General features: G+C 68.7%; 19 protein-coding genes and 1 tRNA gene. 6 read left to right on the top strand and 14 right to left on the bottom strand.

The window, feature by feature from the left end:
• Nucleotides 1-470: 470 nt before the first annotated feature.
• Nucleotides 471-1,055 carry a TetR/AcrR family transcriptional regulator gene (locus ABD340_RS34830; RefSeq protein WP_344594849.1) on the bottom strand — a complete coding sequence of 195 codons (585 nt, stop codon included), beginning with the start codon at nt 1,053-1,055 and terminating at the stop codon, nt 471-473.
• Complete coding sequence (locus ABD340_RS34825; RefSeq protein ID WP_344594848.1) at nt 1,052-1,636, bottom strand: short chain dehydrogenase; 585 nt, start codon at nt 1,634-1,636, stop codon at nt 1,052-1,054. Before ABD340_RS34825 ends, ABD340_RS34830 begins: the two co-directional genes overlap by 4 nt.
• Nucleotides 1,637-1,780: 144 nt before the next feature.
• On the opposite strand from ABD340_RS34825, the gene ABD340_RS34820 reads away from it, so the two are divergent.
• Nucleotides 1,781-2,563 carry a TetR/AcrR family transcriptional regulator gene (locus ABD340_RS34820; protein WP_344594846.1) on the top strand — a complete coding sequence of 261 codons (783 nt, stop codon included), beginning with the start codon at nt 1,781-1,783 and terminating at the stop codon, nt 2,561-2,563.
• 22 nt (nt 2,564-2,585) lie between these two features.
• Entirely contained in the window at nt 2,586-6,122 is a 3,537-nt protein-coding gene (gene dnaE, locus ABD340_RS34815; protein WP_344594845.1) for a DNA polymerase III subunit alpha, read from the top strand.
• 4 nt (nt 6,123-6,126) lie between these two features.
• On the opposite strand, the gene ABD340_RS34810 is transcribed toward dnaE, so the two are convergent.
• From ABD340_RS34810 to ABD340_RS34795, 4 genes are all read right to left on the bottom strand, one after another.
• Nucleotides 6,127-6,843, bottom strand: a complete 717-nt coding sequence (locus ABD340_RS34810; RefSeq protein WP_344594843.1) for a bleomycin resistance protein — start codon at nt 6,841-6,843, stop codon at nt 6,127-6,129.
• A 164-nt stretch (nt 6,844-7,007) separates the two neighbouring features.
• Nucleotides 7,008-7,793 carry a DUF4253 domain-containing protein gene (locus tag ABD340_RS34805; RefSeq protein WP_344594841.1) on the bottom strand — a complete coding sequence of 262 codons (786 nt, stop codon included), beginning with the start codon at nt 7,791-7,793 and terminating at the stop codon, nt 7,008-7,010.
• Between the two features lie 263 nt (nt 7,794-8,056).
• A complete protein-coding gene (locus ABD340_RS34800; RefSeq protein ID WP_344594840.1) occupies nt 8,057-8,584 on the bottom strand; it encodes a hypothetical protein in 528 nt (175 codons plus the stop codon).
• A gap of 31 nt (nt 8,585-8,615) precedes the next feature.
• Nucleotides 8,616-9,188: a hypothetical protein gene (locus tag ABD340_RS34795; RefSeq protein WP_344594838.1), complete on the bottom strand. Its 573-nt coding sequence runs from the start codon at nt 9,186-9,188 to the stop codon at nt 8,616-8,618.
• Nucleotides 9,189-9,707: 519 nt separating this feature from the next.
• Here ABD340_RS34795 and ABD340_RS34790 point away from each other — a divergent pair.
• The 4 genes from ABD340_RS34790 to ABD340_RS34775 all read left to right on the top strand — a co-directional run bounded on the left by ABD340_RS34790 (nt 9,708) and on the right by ABD340_RS34775 (nt 12,633).
• The gene (locus ABD340_RS34790) at nt 9,708-10,283 is read left to right on the top strand and encodes a TetR/AcrR family transcriptional regulator (protein ID WP_344594837.1); all 576 of its coding nucleotides are present in this window, start codon (nt 9,708-9,710) and stop codon (nt 10,281-10,283) included.
• Nucleotides 10,280-10,426, top strand: a complete 147-nt coding sequence (locus ABD340_RS34785; protein WP_344594836.1) for a hypothetical protein — start codon at nt 10,280-10,282, stop codon at nt 10,424-10,426. Before ABD340_RS34790 ends, ABD340_RS34785 begins: the two co-directional genes overlap by 4 nt.
• Before the next feature lie 11 nt (nt 10,427-10,437).
• Nucleotides 10,438-11,025, top strand: coding sequence for a DUF7691 family protein (locus ABD340_RS34780; RefSeq protein ID WP_344594835.1), 588 nt, complete (start codon nt 10,438-10,440; stop codon nt 11,023-11,025).
• A gap of 828 nt (nt 11,026-11,853) precedes the next feature.
• Nucleotides 11,854-12,633 carry a maleylpyruvate isomerase family mycothiol-dependent enzyme gene (locus ABD340_RS34775; RefSeq protein ID WP_344594834.1) on the top strand — a complete coding sequence of 260 codons (780 nt, stop codon included), beginning with the start codon at nt 11,854-11,856 and terminating at the stop codon, nt 12,631-12,633.
• A gap of 61 nt (nt 12,634-12,694) precedes the next feature.
• Here the strand turns inward: ABD340_RS34775 and ABD340_RS34770 are convergent.
• The 8 genes from ABD340_RS34770 to dnaN all read right to left on the bottom strand — a co-directional run bounded on the left by ABD340_RS34770 (nt 12,695) and on the right by dnaN (nt 23,020).
• Nucleotides 12,695-12,771, bottom strand: a tRNA-Ile gene (locus ABD340_RS34770).
• Between the two features lie 104 nt (nt 12,772-12,875).
• A complete protein-coding gene (locus tag ABD340_RS34765) occupies nt 12,876-13,685 on the bottom strand; it encodes a DUF3566 domain-containing protein (protein ID WP_344594833.1) in 810 nt (269 codons plus the stop codon).
• Between the two features lie 93 nt (nt 13,686-13,778).
• Nucleotides 13,779-16,289: a DNA gyrase subunit A gene (gyrA, locus tag ABD340_RS34760; protein WP_344594831.1), complete on the bottom strand. Its 2,511-nt coding sequence runs from the start codon at nt 16,287-16,289 to the stop codon at nt 13,779-13,781.
• 64 nt (nt 16,290-16,353) lie between these two features.
• Nucleotides 16,354-18,312 carry a DNA topoisomerase (ATP-hydrolyzing) subunit B gene (gene gyrB / locus ABD340_RS34755; RefSeq protein ID WP_344594830.1) on the bottom strand — a complete coding sequence of 653 codons (1,959 nt, stop codon included), beginning with the start codon at nt 18,310-18,312 and terminating at the stop codon, nt 16,354-16,356.
• 576 nt (nt 18,313-18,888) lie between these two features.
• Nucleotides 18,889-19,236, bottom strand: coding sequence for a DciA family protein (locus tag ABD340_RS34750; RefSeq protein ID WP_344594828.1), 348 nt, complete (start codon nt 19,234-19,236; stop codon nt 18,889-18,891).
• Between the two features lie 258 nt (nt 19,237-19,494).
• Nucleotides 19,495-20,619 carry a DNA replication/repair protein RecF gene (gene recF, locus ABD340_RS34745; RefSeq protein WP_344594826.1) on the bottom strand — a complete coding sequence of 375 codons (1,125 nt, stop codon included), beginning with the start codon at nt 20,617-20,619 and terminating at the stop codon, nt 19,495-19,497.
• A 55-nt stretch (nt 20,620-20,674) separates the two neighbouring features.
• A complete protein-coding gene (gene gnd / locus ABD340_RS34740) occupies nt 20,675-21,676 on the bottom strand; it encodes a phosphogluconate dehydrogenase (NAD(+)-dependent, decarboxylating) (RefSeq protein ID WP_344594825.1) in 1,002 nt (333 codons plus the stop codon).
• Nucleotides 21,677-21,889: 213 nt separating this feature from the next.
• A complete protein-coding gene (dnaN, locus tag ABD340_RS34735) occupies nt 21,890-23,020 on the bottom strand; it encodes a DNA polymerase III subunit beta (protein WP_344594823.1) in 1,131 nt (376 codons plus the stop codon).
• Between the last annotated feature and the right edge of the window lie 566 nt (nt 23,021-23,586).

The raw sequence follows: 23,586 nt of genomic DNA, 5'->3' as shown, positions 1-23,586 counted from the left end.
CCACCCCGTGGAGAACGCGCTGACCAGCACCAATGACACGCTGAGCGACACAGTGCCCACAGACCGTTCACAGCCTGTGGACACTCTCGCTCCACAGCCTTGGGAAACGGTGGATCGTCGTTGCCCACCGCTCGTCCCCAGACGCGTCAACAGCCGAGCCACCTGTGGGAAACACCTTCACGGCAGGCCTTGCCCGAACTCCAGCCGACACACCGGCAAATCGGACGCACGCAGGGAGAACCGCTGAGGGACAGGTGATGCAGGCGAGCACCGCCGCCGACACACGGCCAAGACGTCACCGGAAGTCCACGCGCGTCGACCGAGCGGCACCGGACGTACTTCGCGACGTGGACATCGGCGGTCTTCCGCGCACTGTGCGGCGCGGGCGTCTCGCCGGGTCCCCGCCAGCGGGTCGCGCTCATCGGGGTGCGCGCCGAATCGCAGCTCGGAACGATGGCGGGAAGGGCGAATCATCGCCCGCCGCAGGACTGGGCGACCAAGGCGCGGGCGCTTGTGCGGGCGGCCGGGACGACATCGGGGACGGGCTCGATCGAGGCGGCCGACATCGCGCCGTCCAGAAGGACGGTGAGCTGGCGGGCGAGGAGCGCGGGATCGGCCGCTCCGGCCTTCGCGGCCAGTTCGCGCACCCATTCCCGGACGAGGCGCTTGTGCTCGACTGTCGCCGCGCGCACCGGCGTCCCCGGCAGCGACTCGCTCGCCGAGTTGATGAACGCGCAGCCACGGAAACCGCCGTCCCCGCCGATGGCGTCGAACATGCCGACCAGCTGGTCCCGTGGATCGTCGCCGGCCGCCGCCGCGGCATCGCGCAGCATCCGGCGCCACTTCGCGTCCGCCCGCCGGAGGTAGGCCAGCACCAACTCGTCTTTGGAGCGGAAATGCGCGTACAGCGTCGCCTTGGCCACGCCCGACTCGGCGATGATCCGGTCGATCCCGACACCGCGGATGCCGTACGTGTAGAAGAGGTCGGTCGCCGTCCGAAGGATGCGGTCGCGGGCCGGTTCACGTGCTCCACTCTTGGCCTCACCACCCGTCATCTGGACGGCCGGAACGTCTTGCCGCGGTCGTCCCCTTCCACAGCGACGACGTAGGCGCCGGCCACCTCGCTGACCGGAGTGCCCTCGGAAGCGTCCATCCCCAGGGTCTCCAGCGTCTCCGCCACCCAGCCCGGGCTGACCGTGTTCAGGCGCAGCCCGCGCGGCATCTCAAGCGCCGCACCTGCGACGAACGCCTCCAGCCCCGCGTTGACCATCGCACCGAACGCGCCACCGGCCATCGGACGGTCGAACGCGCCGCTCGTGAGCGTGACGGAGCCGCCGTCACGCACATGCCGGGCCGCCTCCCGGACGAGGTGAACCTGCCCGAACAGCTTCGGCCGCACGACGTCCTCGGCGTCCACGCCCGCGTCCAGAGGCGTGAGCGGGGCGTTCGCGGCACAGCACACGACCGCGTCCACGTCCGGGACGGACTGGAAGAGCGCGTCGACCGAGGCGGTGTCGTTCATGTCCACGCGCACCTGCCCGCGCCGCGACGCCCGCACCACCTCGTGGTCCTTCTCCAGCGCGTCCGCGACCGCCGAGCCGATGACGCCGCTCGCACCGATCACAACGATTCTCATGGATCAGGCCGCCTCCTCCCCGTTCAGACAGACAGGTCTGTCTGCCCGCCCACACGCTAGGCAGACGAACCTGTCCGGTCAAGGGTCCAGCAATTAAACAAGCGTTTTAAACGTATGCTTGAATCTGCGGTAGGGTCGGGCGCCATGGGACAACGTGAACGCCTGATGGCCGCGGCCCGGCGCCTCGTGCAGGAGCAGGGCTACGCCCGCACCACCTCGCGCGACCTCGCCGCGGCCGCCGAGGCCAACATCGCGTCCATCAACTACCACTACGGCTCCAAGGAGGAGCTCCTGACGGCCGCCCTGATGGAGACCGTCGACTCCTGGGGCGACAAGATCGTCTCCGCCCCGGCCGCCGCCCCGTCGGGCGAGACCGCCGCGCCCGACGCCGCCCGGGAGCGGCTGGCGCGCCTGTGGGACGAGGTGATCGAGTCGTTCACCACCGAGCGCGCGATGATCGTCGCGGCCGTTGAGGCTTTCGCGCAGGCGGAACGGCTCCCCCGGGTGCGCGAGCAACTCGCCGCCGCCTACGAACGTTCACGCGTCCCACTGGGTAGGCAACTACAAGGCACAAGACCCCCCACGGCGAACCCACAGTGGGCCGCACCACAGGGGGCGGCGCCCCAAGGGGCGGCGCCACAGGGGGTGCAGCCGCGCAAGGTCGAGCCGGACGGCACGGAACCACACGGGGCGGAACCACACGGGGCGCTGCCGCACGGTGCGGAAGCGCACGGAGGGGAACCGTACGGTGCCGGTTCCGACGGGGAGCGGACGGCGCGGGCGGTCGGGTCCGTGTATTCGGCCCTGATCGCAGGCCTCTCGCTCCAATGGCTGGTCGATCCGGAGAACGCGCCGTCCGCGGACGAGGTGATGCTCGGCCTCCAGGCCATGGTCACCAGCGTCCGTTCCACCGATCAGTCCGGCTAGCGAGCCACCGGAGGTGCAAAGCGTGAAAGGCAGGGAGTTCGCACACCTGCATGTGCACACCGAGTACTCCATGCTGGACGGGGCCGCGCGGCTCAAGGATCTGTTCCAGGCGGTCGGCGACCTCGGCATGGATTCGCTCGCCATGACCGACCACGGGAACCTGCACGGACTGTACGAGTTCTACGGGCAGGCCGTCGCCGCGGGCGTCACGCCCGTGCTGGGGATCGAGGCTTACCTCGCGCCGGCGGACCGTCGGACGCAGAAGCCCGTGCGGTGGGGCACCCCGGCGCAGAAGGGCGACGACGTTTCCGGCGCCGGGGCGTACACGCACATGACCATCTGGGCGTACAACGCGACCGGGTTGCACAACCTTTTCCGGCTCCAGTCGCGGGCGGCGCTGGAGGGATATTTTCGGAAGCCGCGCATGGACCGGGAGCTGCTCGCGCAGTACGCGGACGGGCTGATGGCGACGACCGGATGCCCCTCGGGCGAGGTGGCGACGCGCATCCGTCTCGGCCAGGACGACGAGGCGCTGCGGGCGGCCGGCGAGTTCCAGGACATCTTCGGCGCGGACGATTTCTTCGTCGAACTGATGGACCACGGGATCGACATCGACCGGCGGGCGCGCGCGGGTCTGGAGCGGGTGGCGGCGCGGCTCGGCGCGCCGTTCGTCGTCACCAACGACTCGCATTACACCTACGAGCACGAGTCGACGGCACACTCGGCGCTGCTGTGCGTGCAGACGGGTTCGCGGCTGGACGAGCCGGCGTTCCAGTTCGAGGGGACGGGTTATTTCCTGAAGTCGCCGGAGCAGATGTACGCGATCGATTCGTCGGAGGCGTGGCAGTCCGGGTGCCGGAACACCGCGCTCATCGCGCAGCGGGTCGACACGGCGGGCATGTTCGACCGGAAGGATCTGATGCCGCGTTTCCCCGTCCCGGCGGGGGAGACGGAGGAGAGCTGGTTCCGCCGCGAGGTGTGGCGGGGGCTGGAGCGGCGGTTTCCGGGCGGGTACGGCGACGAGTACCGGGAGCGCGCCGAGTTCGAGATCGGCGTCATCGCCAAGATGGGTTTCCCGTCGTACTTTCTCGTCGTCGCGGACTTCATCGTGTGGGCCAAGGAGAACGGGATCGCGGTGGGGCCGGGACGCGGTTCGGCGGCCGGCTCGCTGGTGGCGTACGCGCTGGGCATCACCGACCTGGACCCGCTCCCGCACGGCCTCATCTTCGAGCGGTTCCTCAATCCCGAGCGCGTCTCGATGCCCGACATCGACGTGGATTTCGACGAACGGCGGCGCGGCGAGGTCATCCGGTACGTCACCGGCAAATGGGGGTCGGACAAGGTCTCGCAGATCGTGACGTTCGGCGTCATCAAGGCCAAGGCCGCGGTGAAGGACGCGTGCCGCGTGCTGGGGCATCCGTACGCGCTCGGGGACCGGATCACCAAGGCGATGCCCGTGGAGGTGGGCGGCAAGGGCATCCCGCTGTCGGGCATTTCCGATTCCACGCATCCACGGTACGCGGAGGCGGTGGAGGTCCGCGCGCTGTACGAGGGCGACGCCGAGGTCCGCGAGGTGATCGACACGGCGCGCGGGCTGGAGGGGCTGATCCGGCAGACCGGGGTGCACGCGGCCGGTGTGATCATGTCGGCAGAGTCGCTGACCGACCATGTGCCGGTGTTCATGCGGCCGCAGGACGGGGTGGTCATCACGCAGTTCGACTATCCGACGTGCGAGTCGCTGGGGCTGCTGAAGATGGATTTCCTGGGGCTCCGCAATCTGACCATCATGGACGACGCGGTGAAGGCGATCCGCCGCCACCGGGGTGTCGACCTGAACCTGCTGGACCTTCCCCTCGAGGACAGGCCGACGTACGAGCTGTTCGCGCGCGGGGACACGCTGGGCGTGTTCCAGTTCGACGGCGCGGCGATGCGGTCGCTGCTGCGGATGATGCGGCCGGACACCTTCGCCGACATCACCGCCGTGACCGCCCTCTACCGGCCGGGGCCGATGGGGATGAACTCGCACACGAACTACGCCCTGCGTAAGAACGGCCAGCAGGAGGTGACCCCGATCCACCCCGAGTTGGAGGAACCGCTAAGCGACGTCCTGGGTGAGACGTACGGGCTCGTGGTCTACCAAGAGCAGGTGCAGCGCGCGGCTCAGAAGCTCGCCGGCTACACGCTGGGGCAGGCCGACCTACTGCGTCGTGCCATGGGCAAGAAGAAGAAGGAAATCCTCGAGAAGGAGTTCATCCCGTTCCAGAAGGGGTGCAGGGAGCGCGGCTACTCCGATGAGGCCATCCAGGCGGTGTGGGACGTGATGGTGCCGTTCGCGGGCTACGCCTACAACAAGGCGCACGCGGCGGCGTACGCGCTCGTCTCCTATTGGACGGCCTACCTCAAGGCCAACCACCCGGCCGAGTACATGGCGGCTCTACTCACCAGCGTCAAGGACGACAAGGACAAGATGGCGGTCTATCTCGGCGAGTGCCGCCGGATGGGCATCCGCGTCCTGCCGCCCGATGTCAACGAGTCCGACGCCGATTTCACCCCGCGGGACTACGGCCAGATCCGCTTCGGGCTGGCCGCCGTCCGCAACGTCGGCACCAACGTGGTCGAGTCGATCCTGGCCACCCGCGCGGAGCGGGGACGGTTCGGTTCGTTCCCGGATTTCCTGGACAAGGTGGAGGCCGTCGTCTGCAACAAGCGCACCGTCGAGTCGCTGATCAAGGCGGGCGCGTACGACTCGCTCGGCCACACCCGCAAGGGGCTGGCCGAGCAGCACGAGCAGGCCGTCGACGCGGTGATCGGGGTGAAGCGGAGCCGCGCGTACGGCCAGCACGACCTCTTCGACCTCGCCGGACCCGAGGTGGCCGACGGCGAACCGGCGTTCAACCTGGGTCTGGAATTCTCCACGGACGAATGGGACAAGCCCCAGCGTCTCGCCCAGGAGCGCGACATGCTCGGGTTGTACGTCTCCGACCATCCGCTGCTCGGCCTGGAGAGCGCGCTGCAAGCCCGGACCGACCACTCCATCGCCGCCCTGGTCGGCGACGAGCGCCTCCCGGACGGTGCGGTCGTCACCGCGGGCGGGATCATCTCCGGGCTGCAGCGGAAGATGACCAAGCAGGGCAAGCCGTGGGCGATCGCCACGGTCGAGGACCTCGGCGGGACGATCGACTGCCTGTTCTTCCCGTCCGCCTACGCGCTGGCCGGTCCGCAGCTCACCGAGGACCGCATCGTGCTGGTGAAGGGGCGGTTGGACAAGCGCGAGGACGTCCCCCGGCTGATGGTCATGGACATGGAGGTCCCCGACCTCGCGGCCTCGTCCGGCACCGGACCGCTCACCCTCACGTTCGCGGAAATGCGGGTCACCCTCCCGCTCGTCTCCCGCCTCAAGGAGATCCTCCTGGCCCACCCAGGCCCGACCGAGGTGCGCATCAAGCTGACCAGGCCGGAGGGGGACGTCCTCATGCGCATCGACGCCCGGTACTACGTCACCTCAAGCACGGCGCTGAAAAGCGAACTCAAAGCCGCGTTCGGCGCCGACACCGTATGACGACTCAGGGGGCGGCTACCGTCTCCTCCAACTCGGCCAGGCGCGCGAGGTTGTCTTGCACGGCGGCGCGTTCGTCCTGGGTGAGGTCGAGGTTTCGTGCCTCTGCCAGGCAAGCCCGTGCACGCGGCAGGTCGTCCATGCGAACGGCCATGTCCGTGCGCATCACCAGTGCCGTGAGGCGTTGCGCCGAGGTCGGCGCGGGGTCGTCCATGCGCAGCAGGTGGTCCAGGACTTTGACCGCCGCCTGGGGGTCTTCCTTGGAGTCAGCTAGGAGCTCCGCCGTGTGCAGTGCCCTGGCCACCTTCTCCTTGGGTGGATCGATGTGCTCGAAGTTGTCGGATATCGGCTGCCCCACTCGCAGCTGGATGCCGTCGGGGTCGGTCATGAGGAACTGCCGCACGCCGTACGACATGTCCTTCAGCGGGCCGAGCCGGGGCAGGCCGCGACTCGGTATGCGCCCGAAGTGCGCCTTGAGGCCCGCGCGGAACGCCTCGTGCAGCGCGTCCACGTCGGCGGTGCCCACGTAGCACATGTGCATGGAGGCCGCCGGGTCGTGCTGCTTCCAGCCGTAGAACTGCAATGCCAGGTCGCCACGGGCCACGGCAATGAAGTGGTTGGGACGGGTCTGCCTGAGCTGTAGTTCGAAGCCGAGCGCCTCGTAGAACTCCCAGGTCCGGTCGATCGAACGGCACGGAAAGATCGGGGTTGTCGTCTCGCCCATCCTCCGAGAGTAGGCTCGCGCCGCGAGCTAGTCAAATTTGAATAGCTTGCCAAGCTCAACGACCATCGCCGGCCCGCCGACAACCCAGCGGGTGAGACTTCACAGTCGGGGAAGGCCCACCTCCACCTGACCCACACTTGTCCACAGGCTGTGGACAAGTGTCATCAGTCCCACCAGAACGACCATCGCGGGGCGTCTACGAGGGACTCGGCGTACTCCTCCAACGTGCCCTCCTCGCCCATCGCGAGGATGTCCGGGCAGAACGCGTAGTGCTCAGCGGCCACCTTCAGCGCATGGTCGAACGTCGCCGGCGGCGCCGCGACGGACAGGTCGAGCGTGGCGAAGCCGACCGCGATCACCCGTGCTCCGAAGCGCTCCTCCCAGGAGCGCACGACCGCCGACAGTTCCTCCGTGCAGCCGGTGTGGTTGACCGGTCCGTCCCACCCGACCACCGTCAGGGTGTCCGCGCCGCGATCGGCCGGGACCAGGCCGAGCAGCCGATCACCGGAATCCTCGACCGCCTCCGCGATCGAGCCCGCCACTGTTTCGGGATCCCGCCCGCCCTCGCCCGGCTCCGCCAGGCCCGGCCAGGCACCGGACAGGAGGCCCGAGGCATCCTCCTCGATCAACCCGTTCCAGAAACGGCGCAGGACCCCGCCGGCCGACAGCACGTCGATGGTGCCCACGGGCGTGGGGCTGAACTCACCGGCATGCCACGGCCGGCCGGACTCGTCCAGCGTGTCGAGCAGCAGCGGGTAGAGCCCTGTCTCGACGCGGCGCTCGTACAGCCGCCGCCAGTGGTCCGCCGCGTCCGTGAGGTGCTTGTCCGACACCCACAGGACGTCGCGGCCGGCCAACGTCTCGTCGTCGAAGTAGTCGGGGTCGGGCTCGACCAGCGCACCCGGAGGAAGCCCGTCGGGAAGTTCGGCGAAAGGGGATTCAGTCGGCATGACGCGCAATCTAGCGGCCGCCTACGACAGCCGTCCCGACACCCCACGATCACCGGACGTGTTTCGTCCACTCAGGGGACGACGCGTTCCCGGGCGTGAGGCCGATCTCGCCCGCCCGACCATTCGGGCGGGCGACACCGGGCAGGAACCGCAGGCGAGCGTCACCGGCCAGATCGCGAAGCGATGTCGCGTTCGCCCAGGCCCGGTCAAGAGCGAGCCGCCAGGCGAGCCCGTAGGCCGGGACTTTGAAACACCACCCGGTCTCACTTCTTGTAAGGGACGAGCTGCTCTCGCAGTTCGAGCATCGTCCCGTGCAGCATCCCGCTGAGCTGCTCCCGGCTGGTCGGGTCGGCGCCGAGGAACCTGTCGATGTCGATGATCTGCTTCTTGGTCGCGGTGACCGAGTTGAGCTGGTGGTCAAGCTTGATGTCGCCCAGCCACGGGTTGCGGAACAGGTTGGCCATGTCGGTCTTGAACATCGCCACCAGGTCGTCGGGGTCGGCGAGGTGGTTCTTCACCTCGCCCACGAACTGCAGCGTGGCCTTGCTCCCGATGACGGCCTGCTGCAAGGCGCTGTCACCGGTCTTGCGGTCCAGGACGATCGTCATGCTGTAGAGCACGTCGTCCTTGACCGGCTTGAACCTCACGTACTGCATATCGGTCCCGGCGTGGAAGCCGATGGCGGGGCATCCCAGGTGCGCCATGGCGAACACCATCTCGCCGATCAGGACCTCGTCCTTGCTCTCCCGCGCCTCGGCGTTGTTCTTGAACTTCGACAGCATCGACAGCATCGAGACCTCCTGAAGAAGTAGTGGTCGTGGGTCAGGCGCGGGCGTTCGCGGCCAGCCGCCCGTGCAGGTACTTGGCCAGCGCCTGGCGGACGGCCGACAAATGCTGCTGCAGCACGGGGTAGCGGACGGTGTAGTTGTCGGCGAAGTAGGGTTCCAGGTCGAGCAGCAACTCCACCTGCACGTACACGTAGCCGGCGATCAGGTCGGCGTCCACCGTCATCACGCCGGGCTCGCCGACGTCCAGGAAGCCGCTCTTGACCTCCGACTTGAGCGCCTGCCATACGGTGCGGGTGTCCTCCACGCGCTCGCCGTAGCCCATCTGCACCGAGGCGTAGTGCCCGAGCGTCTTGGCCGCGGTGACGTTGCCGGTCATGTGCGTGAGCCGGAACATGACGCGCTGCTTGTCCTGTGGACGCTCGAACCGCAGATGGTGGTGGTTGCCGTCGGAGTTCAGGTCGATGAGGGAGTTGCCCTCGGCCACCATCGCGACGATCACCGCGCCGACCAGCAGGTCGTCGATCTCGCGCGTCTGCTTCTGCTCGTCGAACCGCTGCCAGCTGCGCCTCACCAGCCGGCCGAACACCTGGTCGAGCTCTTCGCTCACCGCTCTCCTCCGTCCGTTCGGGTGATCTTCGAGCGGAGTGCGATGTTCGTCCGCTCTCCGCCGCTCCCTAACAGACGGGCGGCGGTGGGGATCCGTTTCACGGCGGGCCCGGCGATGTGGACCGCGACCCTGTGGACGATGCCGGTCCACAGGTGTGCACGGCCGGGTCCCGCCGCGATCCACCGTTCATCCCCGGTGCCTTGTCCGCAGCTCAACCACCTTTACCCCGGCTGACCTGCTAGAAGAGGCGTACTCACAGACTTCGTCCACAACCTGTGGATAACTCGCTCCACAGGTGCGGGCCGCACTGCCCCGTCCGTTGTCCGCAGCGATATCCCCAGCCTCACATGCCGGGAACGGTCCCGCGACGCGCGAACCGCGAAAGGCTTCCCCGCTATCACCCGCTTCCCCGGACGAAACATAAATCCGCTCGTTCCGTCCGCCCCTGGCCGCACCGGGACCGCGAGCATCCGGCGGGCAGTACCCTGATCTGGGAATTCACCGTCAACGAGGAGTGTCATGCCGTCCGGTGCCGCCCCCTGGCAGCAGGGCGCGCTGCGCCCCGACCCCCCGCGCAGAGCGGACGCGCGGCGCAACCACGAGCGGCTGCTGGCGATGGCCCGGGAACTGTTCGAGGAACGCGGCGCGGGCGCCCCCCTCGACGAGATCGCCCGCCGCGCCGGGGTGGGGAACGCCACCATGTACCGGCACTTCCCGACCCGCCGTGACATGATCATCGCGGTGTACGCGGACGAAGTGGAACGGCTCTGCGCGGACGGCCGCGCCCTCCTCAGCGCGGAGTCCCCCGGGGACGCCCTCTTCACCTGGCTGCGGGCCTTCGTCGAGCATGTCGCCGGCAAGCGCGAACTGCTCATGGCCATCCCGGACGATCGCAACGGCGAACGCTCGGAGCTGTTCGACCGCTGGCACGACGCCATGATCTCCACCGCGTCCGCCCTGCTCGCCCGCACCACCGCGACGATCGACGTCGCCGACCTGATCTCCGCCGCGCACGGCATCGCGCTCGCCGCCACCGACGCCGATCAGGCCGAGCGCCTCCTGGACTACCTCCGCCGCGGTACCCAAGGCTCATGACCGGATCGTTCCGCTGCCTGCGCGACCACCACGCGGCGGACGGCACCCTCGTCAACGTCTGTACCGTCGGCTTCGGCGACGCCCGCATGCTCCGCCGCCTTCACGGGAACGGTGTGGCGCCAGGGCCCGTCGAACGTCCATGAGTTACGCGATCATGCCTTACGCCGTGAACCTGGACGGCGTCACCTCGATGATCGGTTCCAGGAGTGAGAAGCTCCTGAAGACGCTGCTCTCCGGCTGGGCGCGCGACCTCGAAGACTACGACGGGCTCCGCGACGACGTGGGCCAGGGCGGCGCGGACGTCACGTCCGCGCAGACCGCGCTCAGGCACATGGTGATGGGCGAGGAGTACGACGACCGCGTCGGGTTCATCTACGCCTACTGCCTCAAGATCTTCCTGGCGGCCCGGGCGGACACCGACTTCCTCTCCAACAACGGCTGGTCGGGGATGCGGTTCGGCTGGTTCGAGACGGTCGCGAGCGAGCTGAAGGCGGCCGGCGTCGACTTCGACCCCTTGGACCTGATCTTCGGCGGCTCCCCGGTCCGGCTGCCGCCCACCGGCGGCTTCCCCAATATCGGCCACCTCGGACGGGCCGAGATGCCCGCGATCCTGGCGAAGTTCGAAGGCATGGACGCCGACATGGTCACCGAGTACGGGGCGCTCGATGCCATCCGCCAGATCGAATCCTGGCTGCGCACCTGCGTGAACTCGAACCGCGACCTCATCTGCTACTACCACTGAGCGGCCAGAGCCGGATCCCGCTTGCTTCCGCGTTGCACGCGAAAGCCCTCACCAGATACCCCGGTGGGGGCGTTTGAGGTGGTGGGCCCGGGAGGACTTGGACCTCCGGCCTCATCCTCTGGTGTTGCTGTCAGCCCATACGGCTCCGGAGGGCGCAGCTCCCATCTCCCTCGACACCGTCGTCGACCTGAGCGGACGCTCGACCGGCGGTCCCAAGTCAGGTAGGCCGTTCCGCCCATGCTCCGGATCTTGAAATACAGGGACGGGCGCGACGGGTCCCGGCATGATGCTCACATGACGAGCTCGTGGCCGGTCAGACACTTCAGCCAAGCGAACCCCAAGGGGCCTGGGCAGAGCGACGTTCCTGCGCTCCTACGCGGGTCGCTGACTCGATCGAAGGGTTTGAACCGGTTGAAGTGCAAGACCTCGTCCTTCACTCAGAGATCACCGATGATGGCCCGTGGGTCAGCGTGACCGTCTATTTCCACCCCGTGGACGTCTCCGACTCGGGGAATGCGAGCTCCTGACCGCGTGCGCCCCGTGACCGCCGTTAGCCGTGTCATGTGGACGTGCTGGCTGGTGATCGCCGAGGCTTGCCGCTGGAGGTGAGCCGGATCGCGCAAGCCTGAGCTGACGACGAGAAGCCCCCCTCCGGCCCTGGGAGGAACTGGACCCGAGGGCTAGCGTGACGGCTGTGATAGTTGGACGCTCCGCGGAACAGTCGCGGATCAATCGCCCCACGTACGCTCTCGTACTGGCGACGGCCTGGCTGTCCGTGGCATGACACATCTTCTAGAAGGCATCAACGGAGCACCTGGAGGTGCAGCGATGGACACGTCCGCGTATTTGCAGGCTGTTGTCGAACAGACGAACACGTTCGCCGATTGGGTACACGGCCGGGACGCGGCGGCCCCGGTGCCGACATGTCCGAAGTGGACGCTGGCCGATCTTGTCGACCATGTCGGCGCGACACAGCGCATGGTGGCAATGCTCGTGGGTGAGCGGATGACCGAGCCGAGCAGGGCGTTCGCCGGCTACGTTCCGGGTCCGACCGATTCGGCCCAGTGGCGCGCCTGGCTGACCGACGGCGCGGCCGAGGCGAAGCAGGCGTTCGAATCGATCGCCGATGACACGCCGGTGTGGGATCCGTCCGGCGGCGCCGCAGGCGTGCCGTTCTGGTCACGTCGGCTGTTCGGCGAGGCTTGCGTGCATCGCGCGGACGCGGCTGCGGCGTGCGGCATGCGATACGAGCTGGAGCCGGAGCCTGCCGTTGCGGCCATCGAGGACTGGCTGGACACGATGACTTCCCGCGGCTACTGGGAGAACAGGCCGGACTTCGCCGATGCAATGCGCGGCGACGGCCAGACCCTGCATTTCCACGCAACCGACGCGCCCGGAGAGTGGCTGGCACGCCGGGAACCGGACATGGTCGTCCTGGAACACACGCACACCAAGGCAGACGTCGCGGTACGCGGCCCAGCCACCGAACTACTGCTCGTGCTCAGCAGGCGTCGCCCGCTGGATGCGGCTCCTACGCTGGACCTGCAGGGGGATCGGGCACTGTTCGACCACTGGATCGAGCACATGGACTGGGTCGCCGACGGCTGACCCGTTGCCGTCACCACCACCTCAAAAGCCCCCACCGGATACCCGGTGGGGGCTTTTGAGGTGGTGGGCCTGGGAGGACTTGAACCTCCGGCCTCATCCTTATCAGGGATGCGCTCTAACCGACTGAGCTACAGGCCCGGGTTGTGCCGCCGCCCTCGCGGCGCATCGAGAGATTACCGCATCCGGAGGGGCAACCGGAAATCGATAAACGCGGGGCGGCGGCGGTGTCGGTCAGCCGGTCGTCACTCGGCCTCCTTGAGGGTGACCTCGACGCCTCCGACCAGGTCGGCGGCCAGATTGTAGATGACCGAGCCGACCGTGGACAGCGCGGTGATGAGCAGCACGTTCAGCGCCCCGACCAGCACCGTGTAGCCGAACACGCGGGCGAAGGAGAACCAGCTGCCCGCGTCCAGGCCGCCGCTGGTCTCGCCCTGGCGGCGGGTGAGGTCGGAGACGGTGTCGGTGATCGCGGAGAAGACGCCGAGGCCGGACAGGATCGCGTACAGCACGATCACCGCGACCAGCAGCACCACGAAGCACACCAGCGACATCACGAAGCTGAACTTCATGACCGACCACGGCTCCAGGCGGGCGAGCTGAAGCTGGGCCTTGCGGGCGCCCTTGGCGCCTCCCGCGGACCCGGCGGCGCCGGACCGCGCCTGCCGGTTCTTCAGGACGTTGCCGAACCGGGACGTGCCAGGGCCGGGCTTGGGCGCCGACGGGGCATTACCGGGGCCGGCGGCGGCGCCGGAGCCCGCCACCGGATGGTCGACCGAGCTCTCCGGAGCGCCGAAGGACATGCCCGCGCCCTCCGCGCGGCCGCTGGAGACCGAGGCCGCGGGCTCGGCGGGCCGGCTCCAGCCCGGCTTCTCCTCCTCGATCCTGGGGAGGTCGGCCTTGGTCTCCTCGGCCGAGGTGCTCTCCGCGACGGCCTCGTCCCGGCCGGGCTTGGAGGCCGAGGCCGCCACCGTCTGCTTGACCTTCTCGGATTGCTCGCCAGCCGGGGAATCGCCGCCCCGCTGCGCCTCGTTCTTGCCGGGCTGGCTGCTCACGTGTCCTCCTGGCCTAGGGCTTTCCTGGGTCCATGGGCCGCGGCGCGGAGCGGGCGTGCCCGCCCCGGTGGCTCACCGGCGGATCCGGAGGCGTCATTCACCGTCGCCCTCCTCGTCCGCCTCGCCGTCCGAGTCCTCCATGGACTCTACGTTTCGCGCGATGGCGACGACGCTGTCCCCTTCGGCGAGGTTCATCAGACGGACCCCCATGGTCTGCCGGCCGGACTGCTTGATCTCCGCCGCGGTGGTGCGGATGACGCCGCCGTTGGACGTCATCGCGAACACCTCGTCGTCAGGGCCCACCATCAGTGCCCCCACCAGCCTGCCGCGAGTTTGCACGATCTTAGCGGTGAGAACGCCCTTACCTCCCCGGCCCTGGACCGGATACTGCTCGATCGGCGTGCGCTTCGCGTACCCGCCCTCGGTGGCCACGAGCACATCGTGCGCATCCTGCTGCGCCACTAGCATGTTCAGCACGTCGTGGTCGTCGTCGAAACGCATTCCGATCACGCCGCTGGTGGCCCGGCCCATCGGGCGCAGCGACTCGTCGTCGGCGCGGAACCGGATCGCCATCGCGCCGGTGGACACCATCAGCAGGTAGTCGTCGGGCGACACCAGCCGGGCCGCGATCACCTCGTCGTCGTCGACCAGGTTGATCGCGATGATCCCGCCGGTGCGGGGCGAGTCGAAGTCGCGCAGCGCGGTCTTCTTGACCCGGCCCTTCTTGGTCGCCAGCACCAGGTAGGGCGCGACGTCGTAGTCGCGCAGGTCCATCACCTGGGCGATGTGCTCGTCCGGCTGGAAGGCCAGCAGGTTGGCCACGTGCTGGCCGCGCGAGTCGCGGCCGGAGTCGGGCAGCTCGTAGGCCTTGGCGCGGTAGACCCGGCCCTTGTTGGTGAAGAACAGGATCCAGTGGTGCGTCGTGGTGACGAAGAACTGGTCGACGATGTCGTCCTGCTTGAGCTGCGCGCCGCGCACGCCCTTGCCGCCGCGCCGCTGCGCCCGGTAGAGGTCGGTCTTGGTGCGCTTGGCGTAGCCGCCGCGGGTGATGGTGACGACCACGTCCTCTTCGGCGATGAGGTCCTCGTAGGAGACGTCGCCGTCGAAGGGGATGATCTCGGTGCGCCGCTCGTCGCCGAACTTCTCGACGATCGGGGCCAGCTCGTCGCCGACGATCCGGCGCTGCCGCTCGGGCGAGCCGAGGATGTCGTTGTAGTCGGCGATCTCCGCCATGAGCTTGTCGTACTCGTCGGTGATCTGCTGGCGCTCCAGGGCGGCCAGCTTGCGCAGCTGCATGTCGAGGATGGCCTGCGCCTGGATCTCGTCGATCTCCAGCAGGCCCATCAGGCCCTGCTGCGCCTGCTGCGCCGACGGGGACCGCCGGATCAGCGCGATGACCTCGTCGATCCGGTCCAGCGCCTTGAGCAGCGCGCGCAGGATGTGCGCCCGCTCCTCGGCCTTGCGGAGCAGGAACCGGGTGCGGCGGACGACGACGTCGATCTGGTGCGCCACCCAGTACCGCACGAACTGGTCGAGGCGCAGCGTGCGCGGCACCCCGTCGACCAGCGCGAGCATGTTCGCGCCGAAGGTCTCCTGCAGCTGGGTGTGCTTGTAGAGGTTGTTGAGGACGACCTTGGCGACCGCGTCCCGCTTGAGCACGATCACCAGCCGCTGGCCGGTGCGGCCGGAGGTCTCGTCCCGGACGTCGGCGACGCCGTCGAGCTTGCCGTCCTTGACCAGCTCGGCGATCTTCAACGCCAGGTTGTCGGGGTTGACCTGGTACGGCAGCTCGGTGACGACCAGGCAGGTGCGGCCCTGGATCTCCTCGACCTCGACGACCGCCCGCATGGTGATGGAGCCGCGGCCGGTGCGGTACGCCTCCTCGATGCCCTTGCGGCCGACGATCAGGCCGCTGGTGGGGAAGTCGGGGCCCTTGACCCGCTCGATCAGCGCGTCGAGGAGTTCCTCGTCAGTGGCGCCGTAGTTCTCCAGGAACCACTGGACGCCCGCGGCCACCTCCCGCAGGTTGTGCGGCGGGATGTTGGTGGCCATGCCGACCGCGATCCCGGCCGAGCCGTTCACCAGCAGGTTCGGGTACCGGGACGGCAGGACGTCCGGCTCCTGGGAGCGGCCGTCGTAGTTGGGGGAGAAGTCGACGGTCTCCTTGTCGATGTCGCGCAGCAGCTCCATCGCCAGGGGCGCCATGCGGCACTCGGTGTACCGCATGGCCGCGGCGGGGTCGTTCCCGCGGGAGCCGAAGTTGCCGTTGCCGTCGACAAGGGGGTAGCGCATCGACCAGGGCTGGGCCAGACGGACCAGGGCGTCGTAGATGGCCGAGTCGCCGTGGGGGTGGTAGTTACCCATGACGTCGCCGACGACGCGGGCGCACTTGAAGTAGCCCCGGTCGGGCCGGTAGCCGCCGTCGTACATCGCGTACAGCACGCGGCGGTGCACCGGTTTGAGCCCGTCGCGCACCTCGGGCAGCGCGCGCGCCACGATGACCGACATCGCGTAGTCGAGGTAGCTGCGCTGCATCTCGACCTGGATGTCGACGGGTTCGATCCGCTCGCCGGGGTGCCCGCCCTCTGTGGTCACATCCGTCACTCTGAAAGACCTCTTCTAGGTAGTGGTAAAGAAGTTCGACCGCTCCGGGCGGAACGCGTCCATCTCAGATGTCCAGGAAGCGGACGTCCTTGGCGTTGCGCTGGATGAACTCGCGGCGCGGCTCGACCTCTTCGCCCATCAGCACGCTGAACAGCTCGTCGGCCTGCGCCGCGTCGTCCAGCGTGACCTGCAGCAGGACCCGGTTGTCGGGATCCATCGTGGTGTCCCACAGCTCCTGCGGGTTCATCTCGCCCAGGCCCTTGAAGCGCTGCACCAGGTCGCGGGGGCGTGGGTCGCGCTTGCCGGCCGCCACGCCCGCCTCGATGATCGCGTCGCGCTCGCGGTCGGAGTAGGCGTAGTCGACGTCCGACCCGCGGGCGTCCCACTTGATCTTGTAGAGCGGGGGCTGGGACAGGTAGACGTGGCCGGCCTCGATCAGCGGCTTCATGAACCGGAACAGCAGGGTCAGCAGCAGAGTGTTGATGTGGTGGCCGTCCACGTCGGCGTCCGACATCAGGATGATCTTGTGGTAGCGGAGCTTGGAGATGTCGAACTCGTCGTGCACCCCGGTGCCCAGCGCGGTGATGATCGCCTGCACCTCGTTGTTCTTGAGGATGCGGTCGATCCGCGACTTCTCCACGTTCAGGATCTTGCCGCGGATCGGCAGGATCGCCTGGAAGTGCGGGTTGCGGCCGCCCTTGGCCGAGCCGCCCGCCGAGTCGCCCTCCACGATGTAGAGCTCGGACTTCGAGGGGTCGGTGGACTGGCAGTCCGACAGCTTGCCGGGCAGCGAGGTCGACTCCAGCAGGCTCTTGCGGCGGGTCAGGTCGCGCGCCTGCCGCGCCGCGATCCGCGCCCGCGCCGCCTGCGTGGCCTTGTTGATGATCTCCTTGGCCTCGCCCGGGTTGCGCTCGAACCAGTCGCGCAGATGCTCGTGGCAGGCCTTCTGCACGAACGACTTGGCCTCGGTGTTGCCCAGCTTGGTCTTGGTCTGCCCCTCGAACTGCGGGTCGGCCAGCTTGATCGAGATGATCGCGGTCAGACCCTCGCGGACGTCCTCACCGGTGAGGTTGTCGTCCTTGCCCTCCTTGAGGAGCTTCTGCTCCTTGGCGTACCGGTTGACGATGGTGGTCAGCGCCGCCCGGAAGCCCTCCTCGTGGGTGCCGCCCTCGGCCGTGTTGATGGTGTTGGCGAAGGTGTGCACCGACTCGGCGTAGGAGGAGTTCCACTGCATCGCGATCTCCACCGACATGCCCTCGGTGTCGTCGCCGAAGTAGACCACCGAGTCGTGGACGGCGTCCTTCTTGCTGTTGATGTAGTGGACGAAGTCCTCGATGCCGCCCTCGTAGTGGTAGCGGACCTGGCGCGGCTCACCGGGCTCGCCCGGCTCCCCCTCGGCGTGGCTCGGCCGCTCGTCGCGCAGCGTGATCGACAGCCCGCGGTTGAGGAACGCCATCTCCTGCATGCGCCGGGAGAGGGTCTCGAAGTTCCACTCGAGGGTCTCGAAGATGGTCCCGTCGGGCCAGAAGGTGATCGTGGTGCCCGTCTCGTCGGTCGGCTCGCCCTTGGCCAGCGGGGCCTCCGGGCCCTCCCAGGTGTAGGACTGCCGCCACACATGGCCGTCCACCTTGACCTCGGCCTCCAGCCGGCGGGACAGCGCGTTGACCACCGCAGAGCCCACCCCGTGCAGACCGCCGGAGACCGCGTACGACTTGCCGTCGAACTTGCCGCCCGCGTGCAGCGTGGTCAGCACCAGCTCGATGGCCGGGCGCTTCTCCACCGGGTGCTCGCCCACCGGGATGCCGCGCCCGTTGTCGCGCACCCGCACCCCGCCGTCGGCGAGCAGCGTCACCTGGATGTCGTCGGCATAGCCGGCCAGCGCCTCGTCGACCGAGTTGTCGACGATCTCGTAGACGAGGTGGTGCAGGCCCCTTTCCCCGGTCGAGCCGATGTACATGCCCGGGCGCTTGCGCACCGCCTCGAGACCTTCAAGGACAGTGATCGAACTAGCGTCGTACGCCAAAGGAGATCCTCCTGCCGGGGATGCTCGTCACCCGCGCCCGTTCGGAGAACGCGGTGTGCCCCGTAACACACGTATGGGCGCCCGCCGGCTCTGGTCAGTCGACCAGCGACCCGGGCGACCCATGGCGGCGCAGCATCCTGAACCCGACTTCATTCTACCGGGTCGTGAGCCAAAAAGTGGCACTGACGGGCTCTGTGTGCGCGCGTGGCGGGCGGAAGGGCGAGGAGATGCATCCCCCCATAGACCCTGGGGGGTTCTCTGGCCTACGGCGCGCTCGCAGCGAAATTCATCTGGCGCCCCACCGAACAGATGTTCCCACCCTTCCGGACGCCGCCCGCACCGGGGCGGTCACGTTCCGTGCGCGGTCCATGTCTTCTCTTGTGGTGGTCTGTCGACCGGTTCGGAGACTTCCACATGCCACTGACAGTTCGTGGGCCGGGCCGGTCTCGTCCTCCGCCCATCCCTGCGCCGGGCGGCCGGACGACCGGAAAGACACTGATCAACAGGCCGCCGCGACCGGCCGGCATGCCGCCTGGCATGTCTCTCAGGGCCTGTGGACGGCCCTTGGGATCACGGTCAGCGGACGCGCCAGGCGCCGGAACGGCGCGGGCCCGAGGACGGGCCGAGCACCTTCACCTGGCGCACGGTGCCGTGCCCCAGCTCCTCGTTCAGCCGCCTGACCAGGGTGGACGCGAGCAGCCGCAGCTGGGTCGCCCACGTCGTGGAGTCGGCGACCACGGTGAGGACGCCGTCCTCGAAGCGTTCGGGACGGGTGTGCTCGGCCAGCTCCGGGCCCACGATGCCGGGCCAGTTGCCGAAGACGCCGCCTACGGCCGCGCGCTGCTCCCACCCCCGGGTGGCAAGCAGGTCGCGTATGGCCGCGCCAAACGCCTTGGGGTCGCCCCCACGTCCAGGGTCACGCACCACTACCTGGCGAGCGTTCTTACGCTTGCCGCCCTGCCCCGGTACAGAACCCCTCTTGCGGGCGTCGGACTTGGCCTGGGCCAAGGCCTCCCGTGCCAGCTCGATCCCGGACTTGGCCGGGGGAGCCTGCGAACCGTTCGGGCCGTTGGAACCGTCAGCCCCAGAAGGACTTGTGGATGAGGCAGATCCCTCTTCCCCGGAGGAGTTATCCACACCCTGTGGACGATCGTTCACCGCTCTCCCCCTCCGTCTCTGGGATCACTCACGCGTCACCAGCCCATCGGCGACAGTGTACGAACCGCCCGTCAGCTCGGCGGGGACGTCGGCGGGCACGGCCGCCGTGATCAGGACCTGCTCGGCCGGCGCCACCATCTCCGCCAGGCGGCTGCGGCGGCCGGTGTCCAGCTCGGCGAACACGTCGTCCAGGATGAGCACGGGATCGTCGCCGTCCGCGCGCAGCAGGTCGAAGGCGGCCAGCCGCAGCCCGAGCGCGAACGACCAGGACTCGCCATGGCTCGCGTACCCGCGCGCGGGCAGCTCCCCCAGACGCAGGACGAGTTCGTCCCGGTGCGGGCCGATCAGGCTGACACCGCGTTCCAGTTCCTGCCGCCGCGCATTGGCCACGCCCGCGAGGAGTTGCTCCGCGAGTTTTGCACGGTCTGTGGACAACTCCACCTCACCCAAGGAACTCCTGTAGATGAGGTCGGCGGCATCGCTCCCGGGAGCCAGCGCCGCATACGCGCGGGCCACCAGGGGACGCAGCGCGCCCACCAGTTCCAGCCTGGCCGCCAGCAACTCCGCTCCCGTACGGGCCAGATGCGAATCCCATACGTCGAGGGTCGCCAACACCTCCGGCCCAGGGGAACGTCTATGAGCGGCGGCCGACTTGAGCAGGGCATTGCGCTGCTTCAGGGCGCGGTCATAGTCGGACCGCACACCGGCGAACCTGGGCGCGCGCGCCGTCAACAGCTCGTCCATGAAACGGCGGCGCTCCCCTGGGTCGCCCTTGACCAGGGCCAGGTCCTCCGGGGCGAACAGCACGGTGCGCAGCATCCCCAGGATCTCGCGGGGCCTGGGGATGGGCGAACGGTTGAGGCGCGCCCGGTTGGCCTTGCCCGGGTTGATCTCCAACTCGATCAGCGCCTTGCGGTCGTCCTTCACCACCCCGGCCCGCACGATCGCGCGCGGGGCCCCGTGGCGGACCAGGGGGGCGTCGGTGGCCGCGCGGTGGCTGCCGTGCGACGCGACGTACCCGATCGCCTCCACCAGGTTGGTCTTGCCCTGGCCGTTGGGGCCCACGAACGCGGTGACACCCGGCTCGAGCGCGACCTCGGCGGTGGCGTACGAGCGGAAGTCCTGGAGCGACAGGTGGGCGACGTGCACGAGACACGAGCGTAGAGCCTTCCGGGGACTCCTACCCCGCCTCGCCCCTCACGCCTTACAGCTCGGGCGGTTCGACGTCGGCGCCGGGGGAGTCGGCGCCCTTGGCGGACTCCACCGCGTGACCGCCGAACTGGCTGCGCAAGGCCGCCACGACCTTCATCGCGGGGGAGTCGTCCTGGCGCGAGGCGAACCGGGCGTAAAGCGAGGCGGTGATGGCGGGCAGGGGCACCGCGTGGTCGACGGCCGCCTTGACGGTCCAGCGCCCCTCACCGGAGTCGTTGGCGTATCCACGGATCTCCTCGAGGTGTGGATCGTCCACCAGCGCCCGGTTCATCAGGTCGAGCAGCCAGGAGCGGATGACGGTGCCCTGCTCCCAGCTGCGGAACGTCTCGGGCACGTTGGTCACCAGGTCGCTGGCCTCGATCAGCTCCCAGCCCTCGCCGAAAGCCTGCATCATCGCGTACTCGACGCCGTTGTGGACCATCTTCACGAAGTGGCCGGCGCCGACCTTGCCCGAGTGGACGAACCCGTACTCGCCCTCCGGCTTCAGCGTCTCGAAGATCGGCATGAGGCGCTTCACGTTCTCCTCGTCGCCGCCGACCATGAGCGCGTAGCCGTTCTGCAGCCCCCACACCCCGCCGCTGACGCCGCAGTCGAGGAAACCGACGCCCTTGGCGGCGAGCTCTTCGCCGTGCTTCTGGTCGTCCACATAGTGGGAGTTGCCGCCGTCGACGATGATATCCCCAGGTTCGAGGATTTCCCCAAGCCTGTGGATAGTGTCATGGGTCGGCCCACCGGCCGGGACCATCACCCACACCGCGCGGGGCGCCTGCAGCCGGTCGACCAGTTCCCGCACCGAGGAGACGTCACTGACCTCGGGGTTGCGGTCGTATCCCACGATCGTGTGCCCGCCCCGGCGCAGGCGCTCGGCCATGTTGGCGCCCATCTTGCCCAGGCCGATGATCCCCAGCTCCATGCTCACTCCCCTGTACGCGGCGTCTTCGCCGTACGTGTCGTGCTGCCTACATCGTTCCTGTACAGGGCGGCCGGCCCGCATGCGGGTAACGGGACCCGCGCGCGAGCACGCAGAACCGCCGCGCCGTGCGCGTGATGCGGTGACCCTGGCTCTGTGCCGTCCACATCCGCGCCTTTTGTCCGCGCATAGGCGTACCCGTTCACGCGCGTCTACGCGTACCGCGCGCGTCCACCGCCTGTGTGCACCCGGCCCGCGCCGGCGGTGCACCCGCGTCGCGCCCGCCGGCCGGACGGCTCATCCGGACAGGCGCACCGGCATGATCAGGTAGCGGTAGTTGGGGTTCTCGCCGTCCTGCGGCGGCTTGCCCGTGAGCACCGCCGGCTTGGTCGGCGTCGTGAACGACAGCCTGGCCACGTCCGAGCCGATCGCCGCCAGCCCGTCGAGCAGGAACTGGGGGTTGAACGCGATGTCGATGTCCTCGCCCTCCAGCGTCGCCTCAAGCGCCTCGACGGCCTGAGCCTCATCACCGGTCCCGGCCTCCAGGACGACCTCTCCCTGGCTGAACGAGAGCCGCACAGGGGTGTTCCGCTCGGCGACCAGGGACACCCGCTTGACCGCCTCGATGAACGACGCGGTCTGCACCTCGGCGAGCCCCGCGTACTCGCTCGGCAGCAGCGACCGGTACTTGACGAAGTCGCCGTCCAGCAGCCGGGAGGTGGTGCGGCGGCCGCCGCCCTCGAACCCGATCATGCCTTCGCCGCCCCCGCCGCCGGTGCCGCCGAGCGCGATGGACACCTCCGCGCCCGCGGTCAGCGACTTGGCCGTGTCCGCGAGGGTCTTGGCGGGCACCAGGGCCACCGATGCGAAGTCGGGACGGTCCGGCTTCCAGTGCATCTCCCGCACCGCCAGCCGGTAGCGGTCGGTGGCGGCCAGCGTGACGGTCTCGCCCTCGATCTCCACGCGCACGCCGGTCAGCATCGGGATGGTGTCGTCCTTGCCGGCGGCGATCGCGACCTGGTTGACCGCCGCGGCGAACTCGTCGCTGCCCACCGCCCCGGCGGCCGGCGGCATCTCCGGCAGCGTCGGGTAGTCCTCCACAGGCATGGTCAGGAGTGTGAACTTCGCGCTGCCGCAGCGGACCATCACCTTGGCGCCGTCCGTCGTCACCTCCACAGGGTGTGGGGGAAGGGCGCGCGAGATCTCGGCCAGCAGCCGTCCCGACACCAGGGCGCTGCCCGGCTCCTCCACGTCGATGTCCGTGGACACCTGGGCCGACACCTCGTAGTCGAAGGCCGACAGTTTCAGCCGGTCGGTCACCTCCAGGTGCATGCCCGCCAGCACGGCCACCGGCGGCCGCACCGGGAGCGTCCGTGCGGTCCACGCCACGGCGTCGGCGAGGGCGTCTCTGTCGATGCGGAACTTCATGGGGACCCGCCTCCTGAAGGTGTCGGCTCAAGGGTGAGGTGGAACTGATCGTCTGGGGCGCCCGGGACCCGGGATCCCCAGGCCCTGAGTTGAACTGGATCTTTTCTTGAGTAGAGATAAGGGGTAGTACTCGTCATAGGGGCCGTGGATAGTGTGGACATCAGGTGTCCTCGCAGGTCGAGGCCCTGTTTTTGTCCACCGGCGCTGTGCATTGGCCGTGGACGGGCGGCGTCGGCCTGAGGACGGCGAAACGATCCCCACACGTAATCCTCACCTCATCCCCCGGTTGTCCACGAGTTTTCCGCAGGTTCTCCCGCCGGTCGCCGGGCGGCCGCCGCCGGACGCCGTCGAGGGGTACCCGCCGGACGCGCCGTCCCCAGCACGTCCCCAGGTGTTCCCCAGGCTTTCCACGGAGTCGTCCCCATGATGCCGGTCGTCGTCCACCGCCGGTCCCCAACCCATCCACAAACCATCCACGATCTGTCCTCAGGTTCTCCGCAGGTTGTCCACGGGCTTTTCCACTCGGATCCCCAGTGTTTTCCACAACCTGTGGGTAGGGTTCGGCG

It is taken from the genome of Actinomadura vinacea, from assembly GCF_039532545.1.
Taxonomy (GTDB): Bacteria; Actinomycetota; Actinomycetes; order Streptosporangiales; family Streptosporangiaceae; genus Spirillospora; species Spirillospora vinacea.
The sequence above is the reverse complement of the archived record's forward strand: the minus strand, read 5'-3'. Positions and strand labels throughout refer to the sequence as shown.